Origin of the sequence: Amycolatopsis sp. EV170708-02-1, from assembly GCF_022479115.1 — a bacterium.
GTDB lineage: Bacteria > Actinomycetota > Actinomycetes > Mycobacteriales > Pseudonocardiaceae > Amycolatopsis.
The window spans coordinates 3,830,520-3,853,586 of sequence record NZ_CP092497.1; the positions used below are offsets into that span (position 1 = coordinate 3,830,520).

The following is a 23,067-nucleotide window of genomic DNA, read 5'->3' on the forward strand; positions in this document are numbered from 1 at the left end:
CGGTTCAGGAGGCGAACACCGACCGGACAGGAGTGAGACCATGAAGCACCGAATCGTCGTTCTCGGGGCCGGATACGCCGGAGCCAACGCCGCCGGGCGGCTGGCCAAGCGGCTGCACCCCGCCGACACCGAGATCACCCTCGTCAACGCCGATCCCGAGTTCGTCGAGCGGGTCCGCATGCATCAGCTCGCGACCGGCCAGGACCTGAAACCCCGCCTGCTGACCGATGTCTTCGCCGGCACGGGCGTGCGGGTGCGGATCGCGCGGGTCAGCGGCGTCGACGCCGAACGCAAGACCGTCGTCCTCGACGACGGCGAAATCACCTACGACACCCTCGTCTACGCCCTCGGCAGCGCCGCCGCCGACTGCGGCGTTCCCGGCGTCGCCGAGCACGCACACCACATCGACGGCAAGGGTTCCGCGCTCCGGCTGCGGGCGCGTCTCACCGACCTCGCCGCGGGCGGGAGCGTGCTTGTCGTCGGCGGGGGCCTCACCGGCATCGAAGCCGTCACGGAAATCGCCGAAGCGAGGCCGGATCTCGACGTCGCGCTCGCGGCTCGCGGCGGTCTCGGCGACTGGATGAGCGAGAAGGCCCGGCGCCACCTTCGCGGGACCTTCGAGAGGCTCGGCATCATCTTGTACGAGGACACCGACATCACGCACGTCGGGCCGGACGGCGCGAAGACCGCGGCCGGTCGCGAGATTCCCGCCCAGGTGACCGTCTGGACGGCCGGTTTCGCCGTCCACCCCATCGCCGCCGCCACGACCCTGGACGTCTCCGCGACGGGGCAGATCGTCGTCGACGACACGATGCGGTCGGTGTCGCACCCGGACGTCTACGCCGTCGGTGACGCCGCGTTCGCGACGGGCGTCAACGGGACGCCGCTGCGGATGTCCTGCGCCTCGGGGGTGCCCACGGCCTACCGCGCGGCCGACGCCATCGTCGCCGTCCTGACCGGTGGCACGCTCCCCGAGAACAAGATCGGCTACACCGGCCAGTGCGTCAGCCTCGGCCGCCGTGACGCCGTCGTGCAGTGGGTGACCCCGGACGACCGGCCCAAGGATTCGGCGCTCACCGGTAAAACCGCCGCCCGCCTCAAGGAGATCATCTGCAAGGCCGCGGCCTGGAGCATCTCGCACCCGACGTCGATGCTGCCCGCGCGTCGCCGCCGCATCGTCAAGGCCGCGGAACCCGTCAGCGTGTGACCCCAGAACGAAGGAACGATCATGATCCTGATCACCGGAGCGAACGGCGTCGTGGGACGTCAGGTGAAGAATGTCCTGCTGCGCCAAGGTATCGACGTCACCGCGATCACCCGCGGCGACGGGGACCTGTTCAGTCCTGCCTGGATCGAACCGGCGTTGGAAGGTGTCGAAGCGATCCAGATCAGCCCGCGGGCGACCGGCCCAGGCCTCGAAGAGCTGCTGAAGCTGGCGGCCGGACGAGGGGTACGGCGGGTGGTGCTGCTGTCGGCCACCACTGTCGAGTACCCGGCGGGGGAGGCACGCTTCGCCGACCAGTTCAAGAAAGCCGAAGAGCTCGTCACCCGCTCCGGTCTGGAGTGGACGGTCCTGCGCCTGGCGGATTTCGCCGCCAACGCGCTGGCCTGGGTGCCACAGATCCAGGCGGGTGACGTGGTGCGCGGTGCGTACGGACGGGCCGCCACCTCCCCGATCCATGAAACCGACATCGCCGCGGTCGCCGCGCGAGCCCTGCTCGGCGACCTCCCGGCGGGGTCGGTGTACACGCTGACCGGTCCGGGATCGGTGGACCAGCACGAGAAGGTGCGGCTCATCGGCGCGGCCATCGGCCGCGCACTGTCCTTTCAGGAGCTTCCGCCCGAGCGGGTGCGGCAGGGGATGCTCGCGCAGGGGCTACCCGAAGAGGTTCCCGACCGCCTGCTCGGTTCCCTCGCCGACTACAGCGAGCGCCCCGGCCCCACGACCACCACGGTGGAAGACCTCCTCGGACGGCCCGCGCACACGTTCGCCGACTGGGCGCGCGACCACGCGCCGTCCTTTCAGGCCCAGCCGATCCGCTCGTAGAACGGCGTGATCCACGCCCGGAAACGATCTCCGTGGGCTTCCTTGGCGGCGGCCACGACGGCGTCCGGATCCTCGGACGGCGTCAGGCCGCGCCCGCGGAGCCACTCGGCGAACAGCTCGTGCGAGCCGCTGTGGTCGTCGTCTTCCGCCCGGTAGTAGTAGGCCGACTCGTGGTCGACCATGATCTCGGCGTCGAAACCCAGCAGTCGCAGGAAATCCGTGAAGTCGCGGGCGACGACGTGCTCGCCGCCCTCGTCGCCGAAGACCACGATCGGCGACTGGGCGAGGTCCGTCTCGTCGTCGGCCCGCCAGATCGCGTAAGTCGAGCCGCTCCCGTTCGCCTGGGCGAAGGGGATCACCCGCGAGAGGAATTCGGGGTCGTCCAGCTCCTGGGGGAAGCGGCCTTTGTCGTCGTAGTCGTGGAACTCGAAACCGTCGGCGAGGTAGTCGCGGGTCGAGTCATAGAGGTCCTTCAGCTCGTTCAGGACCGGAATAGGTGAGTACACGCGGTCACTTTATGCGGGCTTGGGCCTCGGCGGCGTCGAGTGCGGGGGCGAGTGGTGCGAGCGCGGCTCGGAGCAGATCGGTCAGCGAGCCGGAGGGCACGACGAGCCCGCCGGCCGTGCTCGGCTGCAGCCATCGCTGGAGCGCGATCCGCACCGCGGCGGTCACGCTCGCCGCGAGTACGTGGGCGGTCTGCGGCGGGATGTCGCCGAGGCGTTGGACGATCGCGTCGGCGAGGGGGAGTTCGAGCGCGTTGGTGGTGTCGGCGAACGCGGCACGCAGTGCCGGCCGGGTGGTGATCAGCAGCAGCGCGTCGCGGTGGTGTTCGCCCGGGTCGGTGTACTGCTCGACGAGCGCTTCGAGCACGGCGTCGGCGAGGCCGGTGTCAGCGGGCCGGGCCACCACCGCCGCCGCGATCCGCGCTTCCCGCTCGGCGGTGACGGCGGCGACGATGGCCTGTTCACGGCTGGAGAAGTAGTTGTTGTAGGTCCTGGGCGAGACTCCCGCGGCTTCGGCGATGTCGTCGACGCGCACGTTTTCGGGGCCACGCTCCAGGGCCAGCCGCAGCGCCGCCTCGCGCAAGGTCTTCCTGGTGGCCTGTTTCTTCTGGTCGCGCAATCCGGTCACCGGCCGAGTATCCCAGTCAACTTGCGCGGACGCAAACTTGCGTGCACGCAAGTTTCCTTCTAGTCTCGGGCTCCACATTCCGAGACGAGAGGACCGAACCCATGCGTGCCAAAGGCATCGCCTACGACACCGGCTTTGTCCGGGGCGGCGAGAACTCCCGCGAGAACTTCGATCCCGACCTGGTGAAACGGGAGCTCGCCATCATCCGTGACGAGCTGCACTGCACCGCCGTGCATCTCGTCGGCGGCGATCCGGAACGGCTGGAACTGGCCGCCAACCACGCCGCCGAACTCGGGCTGGAGGTCTGGTTCTCGCCCTATCCGCTGGAGCTGACGACCGAGGAGATGCTGGCGTTGTTCGCCGACTGCGCGCGGCGGGCGGAGCGGGTCCGGCGGACGGGCGCCGAAGTCGTGTTCGTCACCGGCGTCGAGCTGACCCTCATGGACCACGGCTTCCTGCCCGGTGACGACATCACCGAACGGCTCGGACGACTGTTCAGCAGGCCGGAGAGCCTGGGCGAGCGGACCGCCGAGGCGAGCGAGCGCCTCAACGACTTCCTCGGCGAGGCCGTGGCGACGGTCCGGAAGCACTTTCACGGGAAGATCACCTACGCGTGCATCCCGTTCGAGCGGGTCGACTGGACCCTCTTCGACTTCATGTCGGTCGAACTCATCCGGTCCGCGGAGGTGGCGGACCGGTTCCAGGAAGGGGTGCGTGCCCTCGTGGCTCAAGGAAAACCGGTCGCGATCACCGGCTTCGGCGCGGCCACCTGGCGCGGCGCCGGCGATCGGGCGCCGCGCAGCATGGAGATCGTCGAGCACGACGAGGCCGGCCGTCCGGTCCGGCTGAACGGGGAGTACGACCGCGACGAGGCCGGACAGGCCGCCTACCTTCGCGAGCTGCTGGAGATCTTCGACGCCGAAGGTGTCGACGGCGCCTTCGTCTACCTTTTCGCGCTCTACAACTATCCGCACCGTCCCGGCGACCCTCGCCGTGACCTGGATCTGGCCAGTCTCGGCATCGTCAAGGTCCTCGAAGACCGCGACGGCGAAACCTATCCGGGCATGCCTTGGGAACCCAAGGCCGCGTTCACCGCCCTCGCCGACTACTACCGTTCCTAAGCCGTCGGGCGGCCCGCTCCGGCGTAGTCGTCGCCCTGCTTCCGGTAGGTGTGCACCTGCACCGCCTGCCCGGTCTGCGGGGCGTCGATCATCTGCTGATTCCCGATGTACAGCCCGACGTGGTGGATCTTCGTGTTCGGCTCGCCGTAGAAGATCAGGTCGCCCAGCTGGGGATCGGTCACCTTGTTCACGCTGTGGTACTGGGTGTGGGCGGTGCGCATGAGCTTGACGCCGGCGCTGGCGTACGCGGCCGTCGTGAGGCCGGAGCAGTCGAATCCGGGGTCGCTGCCGCCGGTGCCGTTGCCGCCCCAGACATACGGCAGCCCGATCTTGTCGATGGCGAAGTTGACCGCGCTCAGGGCCGCCGCGTTCGGCGGCTGCGGGCTCTGGCCGACCGTGCCGTAAACGTTCACCGTCGCGAGCGTGCGGTGCATCAGCAGCGGCGCGGGCTGCAGGGTGCTGACGGCGTTCCACCACGTCTGGCCCTGGCCGAGGTCGCGCCCGCCCGCGCACAGGGCGCGTCCGGCGGTGAGGGTGGCGTCGTCGATGTTCTGCGGGTCCGGTTTCCCGCCGCTCGCCGAAGCCTTGAACCGGTCCCACACCGACGGCGTCAGCTGCAGCGGGCCGCTCGCGTTCGCGGACGAGACGACCTTGTTGTAGAAGTCGCGGACCTCGACCGCGCCGAGCGGTTTGGTCAGCACGCCGTCGGCGTTCAGTCCCGAACCGGCGGCGCGGCCGTGATCGGAGGCGATCTTGCCGAGCGCGGCCAGCGTCACCCAGGAAAGGCGGCAGCCCGGCGTTTCCTTGCTCAGCGCCACGGTGGTCTTCGCGTACCCGGTCATCGCGCGCAGCGGGATGTCGAGCCAGCCGCTGGTCTTCGACACCCAGGCGTCGAACTCCTGCCCCATCTGCTGCGGGACCTTCGGCTGTTCCTTCGGCATCTCCGCCGGGGCGGACGACGACGGCGGCGACGGTGGCGCGGCCGGGGCCGAGGACTCGACGGCGGCGGCCTCCGGCTTCGGCTCGTCCTTCGGCGCGAAGGTGATGGCGGCGACCAGTGCGGCGCCCGCGACGACGACCGCGGCGGCGATCACCGGGAGTCTGCGGCGGCGCGAGGTTTCCTGTTCCATCACCGGCCCCCGGTGATCCGGCCGAGGACGAACTCGCGGAAGGCGTCGACATCGGTGGTCAGCGCGACGTCGATGGTGCGGCCGGGCACGGCCTGCGGATCGGTGCTTCGCAGCCTTCGCCGGTCCACCAGTGTCGCACCGCGGGCGGGGCCGAAGCCGCACTCGACGTCCACGGGGTACGACTCGACGTCGAGGATGCCCGGCCGGATCGCCTCGGCCACCGCGACCGCGTCGTGCATGACCATCCCCGGCATGCCGAGGATCGGGGTGTAGTGCTCGACGTAGGTGGGTGTCAGCGCTTCGAGCGCCGCGCCGAGCGGCCCGGACGCGGCGAGCTTGCCGAGCCACGTGGTGTCGACCGAGCACTGGTGCGTGATGTCCAGCGGGACCAGCACGGTCGGGATGTCCTCGTCGGCCAGCACCCGGCGCGCGGCTTCGGGGTCGCTCCAGATGTTGAACTCGGCTGCGGTGGTGGAGTTCCCCTTGGTCACCCCGCCGCCCATGATGACGATCCTGCCGATCTTTTCGCGGATGTCCGGATGAGCGGCCAGCAGCAGCGCGATATTCGTCAGCGGGCCGATCGGGGCGATGGTCACCGGTTCGTCGGCGGCTTCCAGCAGATCCACCAGCAGGCGGACGGCGCCGCGTTCGTCGAGCGGGCGTTTCGCCTCCGGCAGGGTCCCGGCGTGGCCGGACAGGCCGTCCTCGCCGTGGACGAATCCGGCGGGCTTGGCGTTGTCGTAGACCATCGGCCGCGCGGCGCCGGCGGCGACGGGGACGTCGTCGCGGCCGAAGAGCTGAAGCAGGCGGCGGGCGTTGGCGGTGGTGTGGCTCAGCGGGACGTTGCCGAACACCGTGGTCACGCCGAGCAGGTCGACGTCCTCGGATCGCGAGGCCAGCGCCAGCGCGAACGCGTCGTCGACCCCCGGGTCGGTGTCGATGATCAGCTTGGTGCCCATGCGCGTGCTCCCCTTTGCGGTCGGCGGCCTGTTCACAGGTTACGGTCACCGGTATGACGTCCATGTGGGGTGCGCCCGCGCTGTCGCGGCTCCGCGCCTGGGGCCAGGCCCGTCGTGATCCGCGTCAGGCGAAGTTCCTGACCAAGGACTCGCTGCGCTGGGTGCTGCGAAACCGCGCGTACACGCCTTGGTACCTGGTCCGGTACTGGCGGCTGCTGAAGTTCCGGGTCGCGAACCCGCACATCATCCTGCGCGGGATGGTGTTCCTCGGCAAGGACGTCGAGATCCACTGCCGTCCCGGCTACGGGCGGCTGGAGATCGGCCGCTGGGTGCATATCGGCGACGGCAACGCGATCCGCTGCCACGAAGGTTCGCTGCGCATCGGCGACAAGGCCGTCTTCGGGCGGCAGAACGTCCTCAACGGCTACCTCGACATCGAACTCGGCGCGGCCACGCTCGTCGCGGACTGGGTGTACATCTGCGACTTCGACCACGTCACCACCGACATCACCGTCCCGATCAAGGATCAGGGCATCGTGAAGTCGCCGGTGCGGATCGGGCCGGACACCTGGATCGGCACCAAGGTCTCCGTGCTCAAGGGCACCCGGGTCGGCCGCGGCTGCGTCCTCGGCGCGCACGCCGTGGTGCGGGGCGAGATCCCGGACTACTCGATCGCCGTCGGCTCGCCGGCGTGCGTCGTCCGGAACCGGCAGGACGACTACGCCGCCGACGCCGCCCGCCGCGAGGCCGTCGCGGACATGGCGCGCAAGGCGAACAAGGCGCTGCAGAAGACTCTGGGCGTCGAGGGCTGAAAGCGTCCTTCACCGCATGAGACGCGGCGAAGGACGCTTTCACCGCATGAGACGCGGGGAAAGCGTCCTTCAGCCGCGCAGCTGCTCGCGGACCTCCATAAGCGCGAAGCCCAGCAGGTTCTGCCCGCGCCAGTAGTCGGGGCGGGTGGCGTTCTTGTCCTCGCGGGCGAGGCCGCTGCCCCAGACCAGGTCCATCCTCGACGCCTCGACGATCACCTTGTCGCCGGTGCTCAGCAGGAACTCGCGCTCCTCGGCGTGCTGGCGGAACTTCTCCAGGTTCCCGTCGATGACGATGTCGAAGCGGTGCCGCTCCCACACCTCGGCGTCGAAACCGGCGACCTCACGGCCGAGGATCTTCGCGGTCTTGGGATCCGGCGCCTGACGGATGTTCGCCGCCGCCGCGTGATCGCCGAACAGTTCCGCCTTGCTCGCCATCATGTAGTGCTCGGCCGTCGGGTACCGCTCGCCGTCCACCACGAACGGCGCCAGCCACCACTGGCTCAGGCAGGCCGCGTTGACCCTGCCGCTCTTGAGCGGGGTGTGGCCGTAGAAGAGCTGGTACCCGGGCTCCGCGCCGCTGTGGACCAGCTCGCGCAACGCATCGAGACTCCGGACTCCGTCGACCTTGCTCACCATGGCGACCAGTGGACCACAGGCCACCGACAAGCCTGTGAAGCACCCACTGGACCACTCTCCGTCGTGGCCCGGGGCGGTCAGTACATTCAGCATTCGTGCAAGGGATCGAAACGGTGAGCGCCCGAACGGTCGAAGAGGCCGCCAAGCGATTGGCCGGGGTGGTGACCCGCACGCCGCTCGAACCGAACGAGCGGCTCTCGGCCCGGGTGGACGCCCGGGTCTGGCTCAAACGCGAAGACCTGCAGACCGTGCGCTCGTACAAGATCCGCGGCGCCTACAACTTCATCGTCCAGCTCGACGCGGAGCACCGGGAGCGCGGCGTCGTCTGCGCGAGCGCGGGCAACCACGCGCAGGGTGTCGCGTACGCGTGCCGCCGCCTCGGCGCGAACGGCCGCGTCTACGTCCCCGGCACGACTCCCCGGCAGAAGCGCGAGCGGATCGCGACCCTGGGCGGCTCGCATATCGAGGTCATCGTCGTCGGCGAGACCTACGAGGACGCCTTCACCGCCGCGAAGCACGACGCGGAGACCACCGGCGCGACGCTGGTCCCCGCCTTCGACGCGCCTGAGACGGTCGCCGGGCAGGGCACGGTCGCGATGGAGGTCGTCGCGCAGCTCGGGTTCGTCCCGGACGTCATGGTGGTGCCGGTCGGCGGTGGCGGCCTGCTCGCGGGGATCGCGGCGTGGGCCGCGGAACGCGCGCCCGAGATGCGGATCGTCGGGGTCGAGCCGGCGGGCGCGACCTGCATGGCCGCCGCGCTGGCGGCGGGGGAGCCGGTGCGGCTCGAAAGCGTCGACACCTTCGTGGACGGTGCGGCGGTCGCGCTGGCCGGATCGGTGACGTATCCGCTGGTCCGCGACGGAGGCGTCGAGCTCACCGACGTCGCCGAGGGCGCGATCTGCACCGAGATGCTCGCGATGTACCAATCCGACGGTGTGATCGCCGAACCCGCGGGCGCGCTCGCGACCGCCGCGCTCGGCACGACGGTGAAGATCGACCCCGGGCAGATCGTGGTGTGCGTCGTCTCCGGCGGCAACAACGACGTCAGCCGCTACGGCGAGGTGCTCGAACGGTCGCTGATCCACGAAGGGCTGAAGCACTACTTCCTGGTGGGGTTCCCGCAGGAGCCCGGCGCGCTGCGGCGGTTCCTCGACGAGGTCCTCGGGCCGGACGACGACATCACGCGGTTCGAGTACGTGAAGCGCAACAGCCGCGAGACCGGCCCGGCGCTGATCGGCGTCGAACTCGCGCGCCCCGGTGACCTGGAAGGCCTCCTGCACCGGCTGGACGCCAGCCCGCTGCAGGTGGAGCGGGTGGAACCGGGCAGCCCGCTGTTCCACTTCCTGGTTTGACGCTGCCTGGTCTAGAGCCTCGTGAGTGGCAAGGACGGTTCTAACCGTCCTTGCCACTCACGAGACCCTTAGCGGAAGGAGGCCAGGTGCGTCCGCGCCCACTCCGCGAACGGCCGTGGCTCCCGTCCGGTCAGATCCTGGACGGCACCCGTGACCTCGGAGTCGTCGAACTCGCCCTCGGCGAAGAAGCGGAAGAAGGCGTCGACGTACTTCGCCGGCATCTCCGCGCTCATCGTCACCCGGGCCTCGGCGTCCGGCAGCGGATCCAGGCGCAGCTCCCGGCCGAGCAGCTCGCTGAGGACGCGGAGCCGGTCCGCGGGCCGGAGTGAACCCGGACCGGTGATGGCGTACGCCCGGCCCTCGTGTCCCGGCGTGGTCAGCGATTCCGCGGCGACGGCGGCGATGTCGTACGGGTCGATCGTCGCGACCGGCACGTTCGCGAACGGCTCGCGGACGACGTCCCCCGCCCGGAGCTGCGGGATCCACTGCAGCGTGTTCGACATGAACCCGCTCGGCCGCAGGAAGGTCCACGCCAGCTTCGAAGCGCGCACCGCGGCCTCGGCCGCCATGTGCATCCCCGCGACGGCGTTGTCCGCGTGCCCGCCGACGACCGAACGGGACGACAGCAGCGTCACCTGCTCGACACCGGCGTCCCGCATCACCGCGAGCGCGCCGGGCATGTCCTCGTAGCCGCCGAGCAGGAAGACCGCGCGGACACCGTCCAACGCGGGTTTCAGGCTCGTCGCCTCGTTGAGGTCTCCTACCACCCCGTCGACGCCGTCCGGCAACGGCCGCGGTGTGCGGACCAGCGCCCGGACGGGATGCCCGCCGCGCGCCAGGATTCCGGTCAGTTCCGAGCCGACGTTGCCGCCTGCCCCGGTCACCAAGATCATCCAGTTCTCCCCAGTGCGGTGGCCGCCGTCGCAGGCGGCGGCCGTCGACGGCAACCCTGCCAGGGAGAACAGGACGGCTCAAGGCGACTTGGGCACCGCCGGGTACGGGACGAAGGTGCTCGTGTTCTCGTCGACGGTCAGCTGCTTGCCGATCGTCGGGAACGCGCGCTGCGAGCAGGCCGGGCGTTCGCAGACTTTGCAACCCATGCCGATCGGGGTGGCCGCGGCACGGTCGTCGAGATCGAGCCCGGTCGAATAGATGAGCCGTTTCGCGTGCCGCAGTTCGCAGCCGAGGCCGACGGTGAACGTCTTGCCGGGGCTGCCGTAGCCGCCGATGTTGCGCGACACCGTCCGCGCGATCCAGAAGTAGCTCTTGCCGTCGGGCAGGGTCGCGATCTGGGTGAGGATCTTGCCGGGCTGGGTGAACGCCTCGTAGATGTTCCACAGTGGACACGCGCCGCCGACGCGGGAGAAGTGGAAACCGGCCGCGGACTGGCGTTTCGACATGTTCCCGGCCCGGTCGACGCGCACGAACGAGAACGGCACGCCGCGGTTCTTCGGCCGCTGCAGCGTCGAGAGCCGGTGACAGACCGTCTCGAAGCCGACGCCGAAGTGGTCGCACAGCCGCTCGATGTCGTAGCGGAAGCGTTCCGCGGTCGACAGGAACGGTCCATAGGGGAGGATCAGCGCGCCCGCGAAGTAGTTCGCGAGCCCGACCCTGGCCAGCGAACGCGCGGCGGGCCCGGAGAACGCCCACGAGTCGGCGAGTTCGGTGATCAGGTCGTCGTATTCGAGCAGGGCGATCTGCGAGGCCATCCGGAACGCCTGCTGCCCGACGCGCAGGCTCGGCGCCAGCCGCAGCACCCGCGGCCCGGGTTCGTAGCGATGCTGTTCGCCGTTGGTCTCGTCGATGCCTTCGTTCGTGACGTCGACGCCGTAGCGCTGGATCAGCGTTTCCTTCAGCGCGGCGAGCACCTGGCCACGGTTCAACGGGATGTCGTGCGCCATGCGTTCGGCGCGTTCGTCCAGCTCGGCGACGTAATTCTCCCGCTCGTAGAAGAAGTCGCGGACCTCTTCGTGCGGCAACGAGCCCGCCGCGCTGCCGTGCATGCCCAATCCGTTTTCCGTGGTCAGCGCGGCGGTGTTCTCGACGGCGTTGCGGTAGCTGCGGTGCAGTTTGACCAGGGCCTGGGCGATCGTCGGCAGGTTCGTGGCCAGGTCGTTGAGCTCGCTGGTGGTGACGTCCACGCCGAGGACCTCGTCGAGCAGCGCCTCTTTCACGTCCGCGACCAGCCGGGCGGTGTCGTTGTTCGCGAAGAACTCGGTGTCCACTCCGAACGCTTGCGTGATGCGAAGGAGCACCGGGACGGTCAGCGGACGCGAGTTGTGCTCGATCTGATTGAGGTAACTGGGTGAGATCTCCAGCACACGAGCCAGATCTGCCTGGCTCATCGACCGGCTTTCGCGCAGATGCCGCAGCTTCGCTCCGGCGAAGGTTTTGTCCACTGAGGCCTCTCTGTCCGCAAGGTTTCCGGGCCTGAACGATTCAGTGAACGGTCAAGCCCGTGGATTTTGCCCCGGCTTGCGAACCTGCGATTCGCAACCTTTGCAAGATGCTACGGAAGCTTCGCAGAAATTGGCAAATTGGAGGGCTGGATCGGATTTCCCCAGTCATGTCAGGGTCGGATCAGGAAAGGCGATCACTCGCAAACTTCGCAACACCGGGAGAATCCGATGACTCAGCACGCGCAGCAGCTGGAGCAGGCGGCCGCCGAACTGGCCAAGCAGTGGGAGACCGACCCCCGCTGGGCGGGCGTGAAGCGGTCGTACTCCGCGGCTGACGTGGTCAAGCTGCGCGGCAGCGTGGTCGAGGAGCACACGCTCGCTCGCCGCGGTGCCGAGAAGCTGTGGGACCTCCTGCACAACGAGGACTACGTCCACTCGCTGGGCGCCCTGACCGGTAACCAGGCGGTGCAGCAGGTGCGCGCCGGCCTCAAGGCCATCTACCTGTCGGGCTGGCAGGTCGCCGCCGACGCCAACCTCTCCGGCCAGACCTACCCGGACCAGAGCCTCTACCCGGCCAACTCGGTGCCCGCCGTCGTCCGCCGCATCAACAACGCGCTGGGCCGCGCCGACCAGATCAACTGGGCCGAGGGCAACACCGACATCGACTGGTACGCCCCGATCGTCGCCGACGCCGAGGCCGGCTTCGGTGGCCCGCTCAACGCCTTCGAGCTGATGAAGGGCATGATCGCCGCCGGTGCCGCGGGTGTGCACTGGGAGGACCAGCTCGCTTCCGAGAAGAAGTGTGGTCACCTCGGCGGCAAGGTGCTGATCCCGACCAAGCAGCACGAGCGCACGCTGAACGCCGCCCGCCTCGCCGCGGACGTGCTGAACGTGCCTTCGCTGATCGTCGCCCGCACCGACGCGCAGGCCGCCACGCTGATCACCAGCGACGTCGACGAGCGTGACCGCAAGTACGTCACCGGCGAGCGCACCGCCGAGGGCTTCTACAACGTCACCAACGGCATCGACCCCTGCATCGACCGCGGTCTCGCCTACGCCGAGTACGCCGACCTGCTGTGGATGGAGACCTCCAAGCCGGACCTCGAGGTCGCCCGCCAGTTCGCCGAGGCGATCAAGGCCAAGTACCCGGACCAGATGCTGGCCTACAACTGCTCGCCGTCGTTCAACTGGAAGAAGCACCTGGACGACGCGACGATCGCGAAGTTCCAGCGCGAACTCGGCCACATGGGCTACAAGTTCCAGTTCATCACCCTGGCCGGTTTCCACGCCCTGAACTACTCGATGTTCGACCTGGCGCACGGTTACGCCCGCGAAGGCATGACCGCCTACGTCGACCTGCAGGAGCGCGAGTTCGCTTCGGAGGACCGCGGCTACACCGCCACGAAGCACCAGCGCGAGGTCGGCACCGGCTGGTTCGACAACGTCGCGACCGCGCTGAACCCGGAGAGCTCGACCACCGCGCTCGCCGGTTCCACCGAGGCCGAGCAGTTCTGATCCCTCGCAAGTAGGTGCCAGGTGGCGGTCTCTCGACCCCCAGGGGAGACCGCCACCTCCCATCCCCTCTATCTCTCGCGAAGCCCAGCGGAGGCACACCATGGTTGAGAAGCTGAACTACCGGATCGACGTCTGCGGACCCGCCGGTGACCGGTTCGCCGAGATCCTCACCCCGGCCGCGCTGGACTTCGTGGCCAAACTGGACAACGCGTTCGCCGGCCGCCGCCGCGAACTGCTCGACGCGCGCCGCCTGCGCCGCGAGAAGCTGCAGTCCGGTGAGGAGCCGCTGGGCTTCCTGCCCGAGACGCACGCGATCCGCGACGACAGCAGCTGGTCGGTCGCCCCGTCCGCGCCCGGTCTCGAAGACCGCCGCGTCGAGATCACCGGCCCGACCGACCGCAAGATGACGGTCAACGCGCTCAATTCCGGCGCGAAGGTCTGGCTCGCCGACTTCGAGGACGCGACGTCGCCGACCTGGCACAACGTCATCGACGGGCAGCTCAACCTGTTCGACGCGATCCGCCGCAACATCGACTTCACCACCGAGGCGGGCAAGCGCTACACGATCGGCGACGAACCCGCGACGATCGTCGCCCGCCCCCGTGGCTGGCACCTGGTGGAGAAGCACATCCGCATCGACGGCCGCCCGGTCTCGGCGAGCCTGGTCGACTTCGGCCTCTACTTCTTCCACAACGCGCGCCAGCTGCTGGCCCGCGGCAGCGGCCCGTACTTCTACCTGCCGAAGCTCGAGAACCACCTCGAAGCGCGGCTGTGGAACGACGTCTTCCTGCTGGCGCAACGGGAACTCGGCATCCCGCGCGGCACGATCCGGGCGACCGTGCTGATCGAGACGATCACCGCCGCGTTCGAGATGGAGGAGATCCTCTACGAGCTGCGCGAGCACATCGCCGGGCTGAACGCCGGCCGCTGGGACTACATCTTCAGCGTGATCAAGAACTTCTCCTCGCACGGCGCGGACTTCGTGCTCCCGGACCGCGCGCAGGTGACGATGACCGTGCCGTTCATGCGGGCCTACACCGAGCTGCTGGTGCGCACCTGCCACAAGCGCGGGGCGCACGCCATCGGCGGTATGGCCGCGTTCATCCCGAGCAAGGACCCGGAGATCAACGCGACCGCGCTGGAGAAGGTCCGCCAGGACAAGGAACGCGAGGCGAACGACGGTTTCGACGGCTCGTGGGTCGCGCACCCCGGCCTCGTCCCGGTCTGCCGCGAGGTGTTCGACAACGTCCTCGGCGGCTGGCCGAACCAGCTCGGCAAGCTCCGTGAAGACGTCACCGTGACGGCCGAGGACCTGCTCGACGTCGCCAGCGCGGGCGGCGAGGTCACCGAAGCGGGTGTCCGGGCCAACATCAACGTCGCGCTGCGCTACATCGACGCGTGGCTGCGCGGCACCGGCGCGGCGGCGATCCACAATCTGATGGAGGACGCCGCCACCGCCGAGATCGCGCGATGCCAGGTGTGGCAGTGGATCCGCAACGGCACGAAGCTCGAAGACGGCACCGCGCTCACCCGCGAACTGGCCGTGTCCTATTTGGACGAAGAGCTGGCGTCGGTGCGGGCCGAACTGGGCGAGGACACCCGTCTCGGCGACGCCTACGAGATCTTCACCGAGACCGCGCTGGGCGAGAAGCTGCCGAGCTTCCTCACCACCGGCGCGTACGCGCGATACCTGACCACTCACTGAATCAGGCTCCGGCCGCCCCTACCTGACGCGGGGCGGCCGGGTTCCACACCGGTTTGGGACGGTGTGGCCCAACGGGTCCGGTGGCGGAGGCTCCCCGCCACCGGACCCGCTTCACGCGCGCGCCCCTCCGGTAGCGCCAGTCGGGCGTGCGCCTCGCCGCGGAGACCCCGTCCTCACCACACCACCGTGGACGGGGTCTCCGCGGCTTTCCCATGCGTAACTCGCGTGTTTAGAGGCGTAACTCGCGTGCTTGAAGGCGTAACACGGTGATACGGCTCCAAGCACGCGAGTTACGCCTTCAAGTACGCGAGTTACGGCTCACGGGACCGGACGAATCGGTCACGGACCGCGATTAGGTAGGGGTACCTAGTGATACCCCCGTTGTTTCGGCGGCGGGTCGCGCGGATGCTCGGCGCCGGGCGGGAAATCCGCCCGTTCCCCCGAGGAGCCACCATGAAGAAGCAGTTGAGAACGCTCTTGGCCGCGACCTTCGCCGTCCTCGCCGTCGCCCTCGCCGCCCCCGCGGTGTCCGCCTCGGCCGGGGTCCCGGCGCGGCCGGACTGTGTCCGGCCCTGCCACTTCTGATCTTCGCCACCTAGAGCAGACCCGGGGGTCGCGCCCCTCGCGACCCGCGACGCTCGTGGAGGGGGATCCGGGTCCCCCGACGTCCCGGATTCCCCTCCGCCCCCGACTTCCCGCGGCACGCATGTCGCGAAAGCCACTTTCGGGACATCAGACGTCGCGAAAGTGGCTTTCGCGACAGCGCCGGAACGCATCGGGGGTCACGGCTCGAAGGCGTTGCCCGTCGCGATCTTCGGCCGTCCCAGTTCCACCGGCTCCCCGACGCGAGCCCGCCGGTAGACCGCCACGGTCGCCTCGGCGATCCGCCCCCAGTCGAAATCCGCGGCCAGGCGCGACTGCGCGGTCAGCGCCCGGCGGGCGGCGGCGACCTCGTCGTCCAGCACCGCCTCGACGGCGTCCCCGAGGGCGTCAACGTCGCCGGGGCTGAACGCCAGGCCGGTCTCGCCGTCGACGACGACCTCGCCGAGCCCGCCCGCGGTCGACGCCACTAGGGGCGCCTTCGCGGCGGCGGCCTCCAGCGCGACGATCCCGAACGGTTCGTACCGGCTGGGCAGCACGACCGCGTCGGCCGCGGCCAGCACGGCGCGCAGTTCGCGGTCGGACAGATGCCCGACGAAGTCCACCGCGCGCCGGACCCGCAGTTTGCGGGCCTGGTCGACCAGTTCCTCCAGATGCCTGCCCTTGCCGGCGACGACCAGCCGCGTCCCCGGTTTGGCACGCCGGATCCGGGGGAGCGCGGCGAGCAGGTCCTGCACGCCCTTCTCCCATTCCAGCCGCCCGAAGTAGAGCAGCAGCGGCGCGCCGGAGGGGCTGTAGACCTCGCGCGCGTGCGCGACCTCCTCCGCGGGCACCTGCCAGGTGCGTTCCTCGATGCCGTTGTGGATCACGGTGACGGCGTCGCCGTCGACCTCGAACAGATGCGCCACCTCGCGGCGCATGGCCTGCGAACAGGTGATCAGCGCGTCCGAGCGGTTCGCGAGCCACCACTCGACGGAGTGCACCTGCTGGTTCAGCGGATGCGAGAGCCAGCCGGAGTGCCGTCCGGCCTCGGTGGCGTGGATCGTGCCGACCAGCGGCACGCGCGCGGCCTCCGCGATCGCGATCGCGGGATGGGTGACCAGCCAGTCGTGCGCGTGCACGACGTCCGGCTGCCAGGTGCGCAGCAGGTCGGTGGCGGCGCGGACCATCGCGTGCCCCATGGCCAGCGTCCACGCGACGAGGTCCCGTTCGAAGGTCACGTGCATCGGGTCTTCGGCGACCCGGATGATCCGGACGCCCTCGACCACGCGATCGGTCCTCGGATGGGTCTCGGCGTCGGTGCCCGCCGTGTGACGGCACAGGACGACCACGTCGTGCCCCTGCCGGGCGAGATGCCTGGCCAGGGCGTGGACGTGCCGTGCGAGTCCGCCGACGACCACGGGTGGGTACTCCCACGACAACATCAGCACGCGCATGGGTGGAGGTTACTCGTGAGTCGGTCGGCGCCGGGACGGGGCGATCACCCCTCCCGGTGAACCCGATCGGGGGCGACAGGAGCGACGATCTTTGCCACCATCGGGTCGATGACGCCCTCGGTGAACGCGGCCGGACCGGCCTTCAAGCCCGTCGAACCGGTGCTCTCGACGCCGTGGTCCGCGCAGGTCGGACCCGGCGACGCGCTGCCCGAATACCCGCGTCCCCGGCTGGTCCGGGAACGCTGGCTGAACCTCAACGGCGTCTGGGAGTACGCGGGCAGCGGCGCGCCCGGCCGCACCGGGTACGGCGAGCGGATCCTGGTGCCGTTCCCGCCGGAATCGGCCCTCTCCGGGATCGGGCGGCGGGACGAAACGCTCTGGTACCGCAAGGTTTTCCACGTCCCGTCCGAATGGGACGGTCAGCGGGTGCTGCTCCATTTCGGCGCCGTCGACCAGTCCGCCGAGGTCTGGGTGAACAACCAGAAGGTCGCCGTCCACGAAGGCGGGTACACGGCCTTCAGCGCCGACATCACCGACGTCCTGCGCCCGTCGGGATCGCAGGAACTCACCGTCCGCGCGACGGACCTGACCGACGCAGCGACGCATCCCGTCGGCAAGCAGCGGAACGACCCGGAAGGGATCTTCTACACCGCCGCGTCGGGTATCTGGCAGACCGTCTGGCTGGAGCCGGTGCCGTCCGCGCATATCCGGGAGCTGCCGCTGATCCCTGACCTCGAAGGGGTGGCGGTTGTGCCGAAGGTCACAGGTGGCGCCCGGGTGGAGGTGATCGTGAGCGAACCCGATGGCCCGGAAGTGGCACGCGTCTCCGGAGACGTGGGACGGCGGTTGCGCGCGGACGTGCCTTCGCCGCGCCTGTGGACGCCGGACGATCCGTATCTCTACGACCTCCAGGTCCGCTTGCTCGACGAGAGCGGCGACGTGCTCGACGTCGTCGAGTCCTACACCGGGCTCCGGACGATCGGGACGGTGGCCGACGCCCAGGGCAGGCCGCGGATCGCGCTCAACGGCCGGATCACCTTCCTCCACGGCCCGCTCGACCAGGGTTACTGGCCCGACGGGATCCACACCGCCCCCACCGACGAGGCGTTGCGGTTCGACCTGGAGAAGACCAAGGAGCTCGGCTTCAACTTCGTCCGCAAGCACGTCAAGGTCGAGCCGGAGCGGTGGTATCACTGGGCGGACCGGCTGGGCCTGCTCGTCTGGCAGGACATGCCGTCGCTCACCGTCTCCTTCGACGGCCCGCCCGGCACCGCGCCCGACCCGGTCCCGGAGGCGCAGGAACGGTTCGAGGCCGAGCTGACCGAGATGATCGAGCAGCTGCGCGGGGTGACCTCGATCGTCGGCTGGGTGCCGTTCAACGAGGGCTGGGGGGAATTCGACACCGCGCGGATCGCGAAGCTGGTGAAGGACCTCGACCCGACCAGGCTCGTCGTCGCGAACAGCGGGGTGAACTGCTGCTTCTCGCGGCCGGACGCCGGCGCGGGCGACGTCTACGACGACCACACCTACGTCGGGCCGGGGAAACCCGCGGTGACGGACGGCAGGGTGATCGTCGACGGTGAGTACGGCGGCCTCGGCCTGGTCGTCGACGAGCACCGCTGGCCCGGGGAACCGCAGGCCTATGAGATGACGCTGACCTCGGCAGAGCTGACGAAACGCTATGCCGAGGTCAGCGAGAACCTCGAACGGATCGTCGCCGGAACCGGCCTTTCCGGCGCGATCTACACCCAGACCACCGACGTCGAGAACGAGGTCAACGGCCTGCTCACCTACGACCGGCGGGTGACGAAGGCGGACCCGGCGACCGTCGCCGCCCGCAATCGCGCGGTCATCGAGGCGGGTCAGTCCGGCTGAGCTTCCACCGGACCGCCGGAGTCACGGATCCGGACGGGCACTCCGAGCAGCTGAGAAGGCAGCTGCCCGGAGTCGTGACCGGGGGTCATCCACACGTCGATCGTGGGTGCCCCCTCGGCCTCGCCCTGTCCGACCCCGACCACACCGGGGACGTCGTCGAGCCATCGGGACGCCGTCACGAGGGCGGCGTCGACATCCGGCACGTCTTCGGCCACTACGGGTGCACCTTGATCCCGAGCGCGGCCTCGACCAGCGTGATCCGGTTGATCACGGTGACCACCGGCGAACCGGCGAACAGCAGGCCGACGGCGTTCTCGCTCAGATCCGCCACGAGGCTGCCCGAGTCGCCGCCCGCCGACATGTCGGTGGTGAGCAGTTGCTGCGCGAACCGGGCCACCCGGCCGCCGCCGTAGTTCACGTCGACGGTGGCGTTGATGTTCGTGATCCGCCCGGTGGTCCAGTTCGTGGTCCGGCCGGTCTTCTGCACCACCGTGCCGACCGCGGGGGCCACGTTGGTGCCCTTGAGGTCGCCGACCCAGAAGATCCGCCGGTCGAGGTCGTGGAACTGGCCCTCGGCGATGGCGGCGTCGACGAAGTTCAGCGGCACCGGCTGGCCCGCGGCGATGAACTTGATCGGCACGAACCGGCTCAGCCTGGCGATGACGTCGGTGGGGACGACACCGCCGTCGAACGGGCCGGGCTGCAGGATGGGATCGCCGATGGCGGCCGCGTTGGAGTTCGCGAGCACGTGGTTGTTGCTCAGGATGTAGTACCTGGCCGGTTTGCCGGGCAGCGCCGTGGCGTCGTAGACGGCGGTGCCGTAGGTGCCGGCGGTGATCTTGAAATGGCCGAGGCTCAGCCCGCCGAACGCCGGGCGGAACCGCTTGGCGAGGGTGAACGGGCCGACCTGCTCGCGGGCGAGTTCGTCGGGCCGGGCGAGTGTCGGAGCCTGGGGCTCGTCGAGCATCGTGGCGGCGCCGTTCACCTTCGGCGCGGCGATGCTGCGACCGGCCTGGAGCACGCCGACCTCTTGGACGTCGGTCGGCACCCCGGACAGTGCCGCCGGGACGAGGTCGTCCTCCCGCAGCATCTCGTGCGGCATCTTCGTGTCGACGAGGACGGTGATCGCCTTCTCGCCGGTGTCCCTCCCGCCGGACCATTTGGTGCCGAGCGCGACACCCACCACGTTCTGCCGGTTCAGCAACGCGTCCTCTTCCGCCGCCTGCACACTCGCGAGGGAGAGGAAATCGTCCGGGATCATGTTGTTTTCGATCATGTCTGCCACACTTTTCCTGTTGTCGGCGTTGACGAAGTGCGGGACTCCCGACAAAAGAGTGTTCCCCCGCGCGACGGGTGGCGCCATAGTGCAATCGGGTATGGCGCTTCACTATGGACCGTCAGGATTTCCCTTGTGTGGCAAGGGTTTGTGATCGAGCAACCGGACATCGCGCGAGCGGCCGGGGTATTCGGGGACTTTGGTCCCCGAATACCCGGAAAAAGGTGTCAGCCGATCGCGGCGTCGATGGCCTTGGTGATCGTCTCGTCCTCGGGTTCGGTGCGCGGGCGGAATCGGCCCACCACTTCACCGGAAGGGGCGACGAGGAACTTCTCGAAGTTCCACTGGACGTCGCCGGCGGCGCCCTCGGCGTCGGCGGCCTTGGTCAGTTCGGCGTAGAGCGGGTGACGGCTTTCCCCGTTCACGTCCAGCTTTTCGAACAGCGGGAACGAAACGCCGTACGTCGTCGAGCAGAAGGTCTGGATCTCCTCGGCGGTGCCCGGCTCCTGGCCCGCGAACTGGTTGCACGGGAAGCCGACGACGGAGAAACCCTTGTCCGCGTAGCGTTCCTGGAGCTTTTCCAGCCCGGTGTACTGCGGGGTCAGGCCGCATTTCGACGCCACGTTCACCACCAGCAGCGTCTTGCCTTCGAGCGCGCCGAGTGTCGTGTCCTCGCCCGCGAGCGTCTTCAGCGGAATGTCGTGGATCCCCATGGTGGTGCCCCTTTCGTCATTTCCTCAGCAGGTCACGCGCGTCGACGTGACCGAACGGCCCGTCGTCGCGCCGGAACGCGGCCGCGGTCTCCCGCGCGCGGTCGAGCGCACCGTCCCGGAGCAGTCCGGCGAGCGTGTCGAACCGTTCGGTGTGCACTTTCGCCCGCCGCCGCGCGTAGTCGGCGGCGGAATCCTTGGTGACCATGAACGCCCAGTCGCTCGAAAGCGCCAGCATCGCCTCGGCGACGGCCTGGTCGCGGACGGAGTCACGTGTCGTCGTGTCCATTCCGGCGACGAGGTCGAGCATCCGGTCCTGCAACGCGGTGTTGTCCCGCACCATGTCGGCGACCTGCTCGCCGTCCCAGACCCGCCAGTCCTTGCCCGAACCCCACGACGACGCCGGGAGGTCGACCTTCCCGCCGAGGTGGCCGGCTTCGAGCGCGCCCTTGAGCGTCGTCACGCGGACTCCCGCCTCGGGCAGCGCCCGCAGGACGCCTTCGAGCCAGGCCGGGCCCTCGTGCCACCAGTGGCCGAAGAGCTCGGTGTCGTACGCGGCGACGACGAGCGATTCGCGGCCGTGCTCGGCCTTGAGCGAACGCAGCCGGGCGACGACGGTGTCGACGAAGTCCTGGACGTGACCGCCGAGGGTGGCCGTCGCCATCGCCGGGTCGTACGGCGCCTTGTCCGGCGGCTCGACGGTCTTGCCGGTCACCCGCGACGGTTTGAGGCCGACCTCGTGCGCCCAGGTGTGGAAGTCGCGATAGGCGGCATGGCCGGGATACCCGGCCTTCGGCGACCAGACTCGGTACGTGACTTCGAGGTCGCGGCCGAAGCAGACGACGTCGGAATCGCCGACGGTCCGCGCCGCCGAGGTGTCGCCGTGCAGGGAGGGGCCGTCGACCATGAACCGCTTGACGCCCGCCGCGGCGTAGCCGGCTTCCATGCCGGGCGCGTAACCGCATTCGGGTGCCCAAATGCCTTCGGGACGGCGTCCGATCCGCAGCGCGGTGTCGGCCAGGCCGCCGCGCAGCATGAAGTCGCGGACCGCCGGGTCGAGCAGCGGCTGGAACGGATGCGCCAGCGGGCCGCCGAGCAGCTCGATCGTCCCGTTGTCCACAAAGGACCGAAGGATCGGCGAGAAACCGTGCCGCCAGCGGGTTTCGAGCTCTTCCGATGCCTTGAGCGCCGTCCGGTACTCGCTCGCCGCGAGGTCGCGCAGCAGCGGGTCGCCGCGCCAGAGCGTGGACGCGTGCCAGGAGCGCAGCTGCCAGTGGCCGAGCCAGTCGTGGAAGGCGTCGATGCAGTACGGGTCGTCGAGCTGGGCGGCGAGGATCGGCGTCATCCCGAGGGTGAGGACGTCTTCGCGGCCCTCGTCGGCGAAGCGGCGCAAGAGATCGACCATCGGCAGGTAGGAATGCGCCCACGCCTGATAAAGCCATTCCTCGCCGACCGGCCAGGATCCGTGGTGCGGCAGCCACGGCAGATGGCTGTGCACCACGAGGCAGAACGTGCCCTCGTACTCGCTCATCGGCGCACCGCCACGGCCACGAGGTCGAGGCTGGCGTCGAGGTCCTCACCGTGGATGGCGAAATCCGCCGCCTGGATGCTTTCGACGTCGGCGAGCAGTTCCGCCGGCCAGGTCGCCTGCCCCGGCAGCTGCCCCATGACGACGTCGAGCTGGGCGTCGATGATCGAACCGCCGTACTTGGCGTCCAGTTTCGCGACCCCCTCGCCGTGGTGGAGACCGTGCAGCGTCTCGACCTCGAAACCGGCGTCCCGCAGCAGTCCGTCCAATTCGGACGGTGCGAGCTCCCTGGTGTGGAACGGGTTGAGCGGGGTGTCACTGTCCGGGGTGAAGGTCAGCCGGTTGGGCGTGGTGACGATCAGCCGCCCGCCGGGGGAGAGCACACGGAGGCATTCGGCGAGGAAGGCGCCCTGATCCCAGAGGTGCTCGATCACCTGGAAGTTGGCGACGACGTCGACCGAGGCGTCCCGCAGCGGCAGGAACACCAGGTTCGCCCTGGCCACGCCGATGCCGGGGTAGCGGCGGGCGACGTGCTCGGTGGTGGGGACGTCGTAGTCGAGGGCGAGCACCCGCTCGGCGACGGTGGCGATGAGCCCGGCGCCGTAGCCCTCGCCGCACCCGGCCTCCAGGACGGTCTTGCCTTCGCACAGCGGCAGGAGCTTTTGATACGCGGCCTCGTGGCGCCGGAACCAGTAGTTCTCCTCGGCGATGCCCGGCACGGTGCGTTCACCGGTGAGGTGCAGCGCTTCGGCCCTGGTGGCTGGGGTGGTCACGCCGCGACCCTACCGGCCGGTCACTTCGGCCCGCGTGTCACGTTTCGGGGCGCCGCGCAGTC

The 23,067-nt window shown here is 69.5% G+C and carries 22 protein-coding genes; 9 read left to right on the plus strand and 13 right to left on the minus strand.

The features are described 5' to 3' along the window. Positions 1 to 40 precede the first annotated feature (40 nt). The gene (locus MJQ72_RS18055) at positions 41 to 1,207 is read left to right on the plus strand and encodes an NAD(P)/FAD-dependent oxidoreductase (RefSeq protein WP_240600477.1); all 1,167 of its coding nucleotides are present in this window, start codon (positions 41 to 43) and stop codon (positions 1,205 to 1,207) included. 21 nt (positions 1,208 to 1,228) lie between these two features. Further along, positions 1,229 to 2,047, plus strand: coding sequence for an NAD(P)H-binding protein (locus MJQ72_RS18060; RefSeq protein WP_240600479.1), 819 nt, complete (start codon positions 1,229 to 1,231; stop codon positions 2,045 to 2,047). Here MJQ72_RS18060 and MJQ72_RS18065 read toward each other — a convergent pair. Both MJQ72_RS18065 and MJQ72_RS18070 read right to left on the minus strand, forming a co-directional pair. Further along, complete coding sequence (locus MJQ72_RS18065; protein WP_240600480.1) at positions 2,023 to 2,553, minus strand: hypothetical protein; 531 nt, start codon at positions 2,551 to 2,553, stop codon at positions 2,023 to 2,025. The genes MJQ72_RS18060 and MJQ72_RS18065 overlap by 25 nt on opposite strands. Before the next feature lie 4 nt (positions 2,554 to 2,557). Further along, positions 2,558 to 3,178, minus strand: coding sequence for a TetR/AcrR family transcriptional regulator (locus MJQ72_RS18070; RefSeq protein ID WP_240600482.1), 621 nt, complete (start codon positions 3,176 to 3,178; stop codon positions 2,558 to 2,560). Positions 3,179 to 3,279: 101 nt separating this feature from the next. Here MJQ72_RS18070 and MJQ72_RS18075 point away from each other — a divergent pair, with 101 nt between their 5' ends. Further along, the gene (locus tag MJQ72_RS18075) at positions 3,280 to 4,299 is read left to right on the plus strand and encodes a hypothetical protein (protein ID WP_240600484.1); all 1,020 of its coding nucleotides are present in this window, start codon (positions 3,280 to 3,282) and stop codon (positions 4,297 to 4,299) included. On the opposite strand, the gene MJQ72_RS18080 is transcribed toward MJQ72_RS18075, so the two are convergent. Continuing rightward, positions 4,296 to 5,429 carry a bifunctional lysozyme/C40 family peptidase gene (locus MJQ72_RS18080; RefSeq protein ID WP_240600486.1) on the minus strand — a complete coding sequence of 378 codons (1,134 nt, stop codon included), beginning with the start codon at positions 5,427 to 5,429 and terminating at the stop codon, positions 4,296 to 4,298. The two genes, MJQ72_RS18075 and MJQ72_RS18080, sit on opposite strands and share 4 nt — an antisense overlap. Continuing rightward, the gene (locus MJQ72_RS18085; protein WP_240600488.1) at positions 5,429 to 6,388 is read right to left on the minus strand and encodes a nucleoside hydrolase; all 960 of its coding nucleotides are present in this window, start codon (positions 6,386 to 6,388) and stop codon (positions 5,429 to 5,431) included. Before MJQ72_RS18085 ends, MJQ72_RS18080 begins: the two co-directional genes overlap by 1 nt. 53 nt (positions 6,389 to 6,441) lie before the next feature. On the opposite strand from MJQ72_RS18085, the gene MJQ72_RS18090 reads away from it, so the two are divergent. Beyond that, the gene (locus MJQ72_RS18090; protein ID WP_240600490.1) at positions 6,442 to 7,200 is read left to right on the plus strand and encodes an acyltransferase; all 759 of its coding nucleotides are present in this window, start codon (positions 6,442 to 6,444) and stop codon (positions 7,198 to 7,200) included. 69 nt (positions 7,201 to 7,269) lie between these two features. Here MJQ72_RS18090 and MJQ72_RS18095 read toward each other — a convergent pair whose 3' ends face one another. Then, positions 7,270 to 7,836: an NADAR family protein gene (locus MJQ72_RS18095; protein WP_240600492.1), complete on the minus strand. Its 567-nt coding sequence runs from the start codon at positions 7,834 to 7,836 to the stop codon at positions 7,270 to 7,272. A gap of 95 nt (positions 7,837 to 7,931) precedes the next feature. On the opposite strand from MJQ72_RS18095, the gene ilvA reads away from it, so the two are divergent. Continuing rightward, positions 7,932 to 9,188: a threonine ammonia-lyase IlvA gene (ilvA, locus tag MJQ72_RS18100; protein ID WP_240600493.1), complete on the plus strand. Its 1,257-nt coding sequence runs from the start codon at positions 7,932 to 7,934 to the stop codon at positions 9,186 to 9,188. 68 nt (positions 9,189 to 9,256) lie between these two features. Here ilvA and MJQ72_RS18105 read toward each other — a convergent pair whose 3' ends face one another. After that, complete coding sequence (locus MJQ72_RS18105; protein WP_240600495.1) at positions 9,257 to 10,081, minus strand: NAD(P)H-binding protein; 825 nt, start codon at positions 10,079 to 10,081, stop codon at positions 9,257 to 9,259. 78 nt (positions 10,082 to 10,159) lie between these two features. Then, entirely contained in the window at positions 10,160 to 11,587 is a 1,428-nt protein-coding gene (locus MJQ72_RS18110) for a short-chain fatty acyl-CoA regulator family protein (protein WP_240600497.1), read from the minus strand. A gap of 228 nt (positions 11,588 to 11,815) precedes the next feature. Here MJQ72_RS18110 and aceA point away from each other — a divergent pair, with 228 nt between their 5' ends. The 3 genes from aceA (at position 11,816) to MJQ72_RS44625 (ending at position 15,392) form a co-directional block, all read left to right on the plus strand. Continuing rightward, positions 11,816 to 13,102, plus strand: a complete 1,287-nt coding sequence (aceA, locus tag MJQ72_RS18115) for an isocitrate lyase (RefSeq protein WP_072030536.1) — start codon at positions 11,816 to 11,818, stop codon at positions 13,100 to 13,102. Positions 13,103 to 13,202: 100 nt separating this feature from the next. Next, entirely contained in the window at positions 13,203 to 14,807 is a 1,605-nt protein-coding gene (gene aceB / locus MJQ72_RS18120) for a malate synthase A (protein WP_240600499.1), read from the plus strand. A 453-nt stretch (positions 14,808 to 15,260) separates the two neighbouring features. Beyond that, entirely contained in the window at positions 15,261 to 15,392 is a 132-nt protein-coding gene (locus MJQ72_RS44625) for a hypothetical protein (RefSeq protein ID WP_256464201.1), read from the plus strand. A 197-nt stretch (positions 15,393 to 15,589) separates the two neighbouring features. On the opposite strand, the gene MJQ72_RS18125 is transcribed toward MJQ72_RS44625, so the two are convergent. Next, on the minus strand, positions 15,590 to 16,843 hold the full coding sequence (locus MJQ72_RS18125) for a glycosyltransferase family 4 protein (RefSeq protein WP_240600501.1): 1,254 nt from the start codon (positions 16,841 to 16,843) through the stop codon (positions 15,590 to 15,592). A gap of 108 nt (positions 16,844 to 16,951) precedes the next feature. On the opposite strand from MJQ72_RS18125, the gene MJQ72_RS18130 reads away from it, so the two are divergent. Beyond that, the gene (locus tag MJQ72_RS18130) at positions 16,952 to 18,718 is read left to right on the plus strand and encodes a glycoside hydrolase family 2 protein (RefSeq protein ID WP_240600503.1); all 1,767 of its coding nucleotides are present in this window, start codon (positions 16,952 to 16,954) and stop codon (positions 18,716 to 18,718) included. Here the strand turns inward: MJQ72_RS18130 and MJQ72_RS18135 are convergent. From MJQ72_RS18135 to MJQ72_RS18155, 5 genes are all read right to left on the minus strand, one after another. Further along, positions 18,706 to 18,933, minus strand: a complete 228-nt coding sequence (locus tag MJQ72_RS18135) for a hypothetical protein (protein WP_240600505.1) — start codon at positions 18,931 to 18,933, stop codon at positions 18,706 to 18,708. The two genes, MJQ72_RS18130 and MJQ72_RS18135, sit on opposite strands and share 13 nt — an antisense overlap. Continuing rightward, the gene (locus MJQ72_RS18140) at positions 18,933 to 19,994 is read right to left on the minus strand and encodes a S1 family peptidase (RefSeq protein ID WP_240600506.1); all 1,062 of its coding nucleotides are present in this window, start codon (positions 19,992 to 19,994) and stop codon (positions 18,933 to 18,935) included. The genes MJQ72_RS18135 and MJQ72_RS18140 overlap by 1 nt, the downstream gene beginning before the upstream one ends. Before the next feature lie 227 nt (positions 19,995 to 20,221). Then, entirely contained in the window at positions 20,222 to 20,707 is a 486-nt protein-coding gene (locus MJQ72_RS18145; protein WP_016336571.1) for a glutathione peroxidase, read from the minus strand. 16 nt (positions 20,708 to 20,723) lie between these two features. After that, complete coding sequence (locus tag MJQ72_RS18150) at positions 20,724 to 22,235, minus strand: glycoside hydrolase family 57 protein (RefSeq protein ID WP_240600508.1); 1,512 nt, start codon at positions 22,233 to 22,235, stop codon at positions 20,724 to 20,726. Then, positions 22,232 to 23,005 (minus strand): class I SAM-dependent methyltransferase, encoded by a 774-nt coding sequence (locus tag MJQ72_RS18155; RefSeq protein WP_240600510.1) that lies wholly within the window; start codon positions 23,003 to 23,005, stop codon positions 22,232 to 22,234. The genes MJQ72_RS18150 and MJQ72_RS18155 overlap by 4 nt, the downstream gene beginning before the upstream one ends. Positions 23,006 to 23,067: the final 62 nt, after the last annotated feature.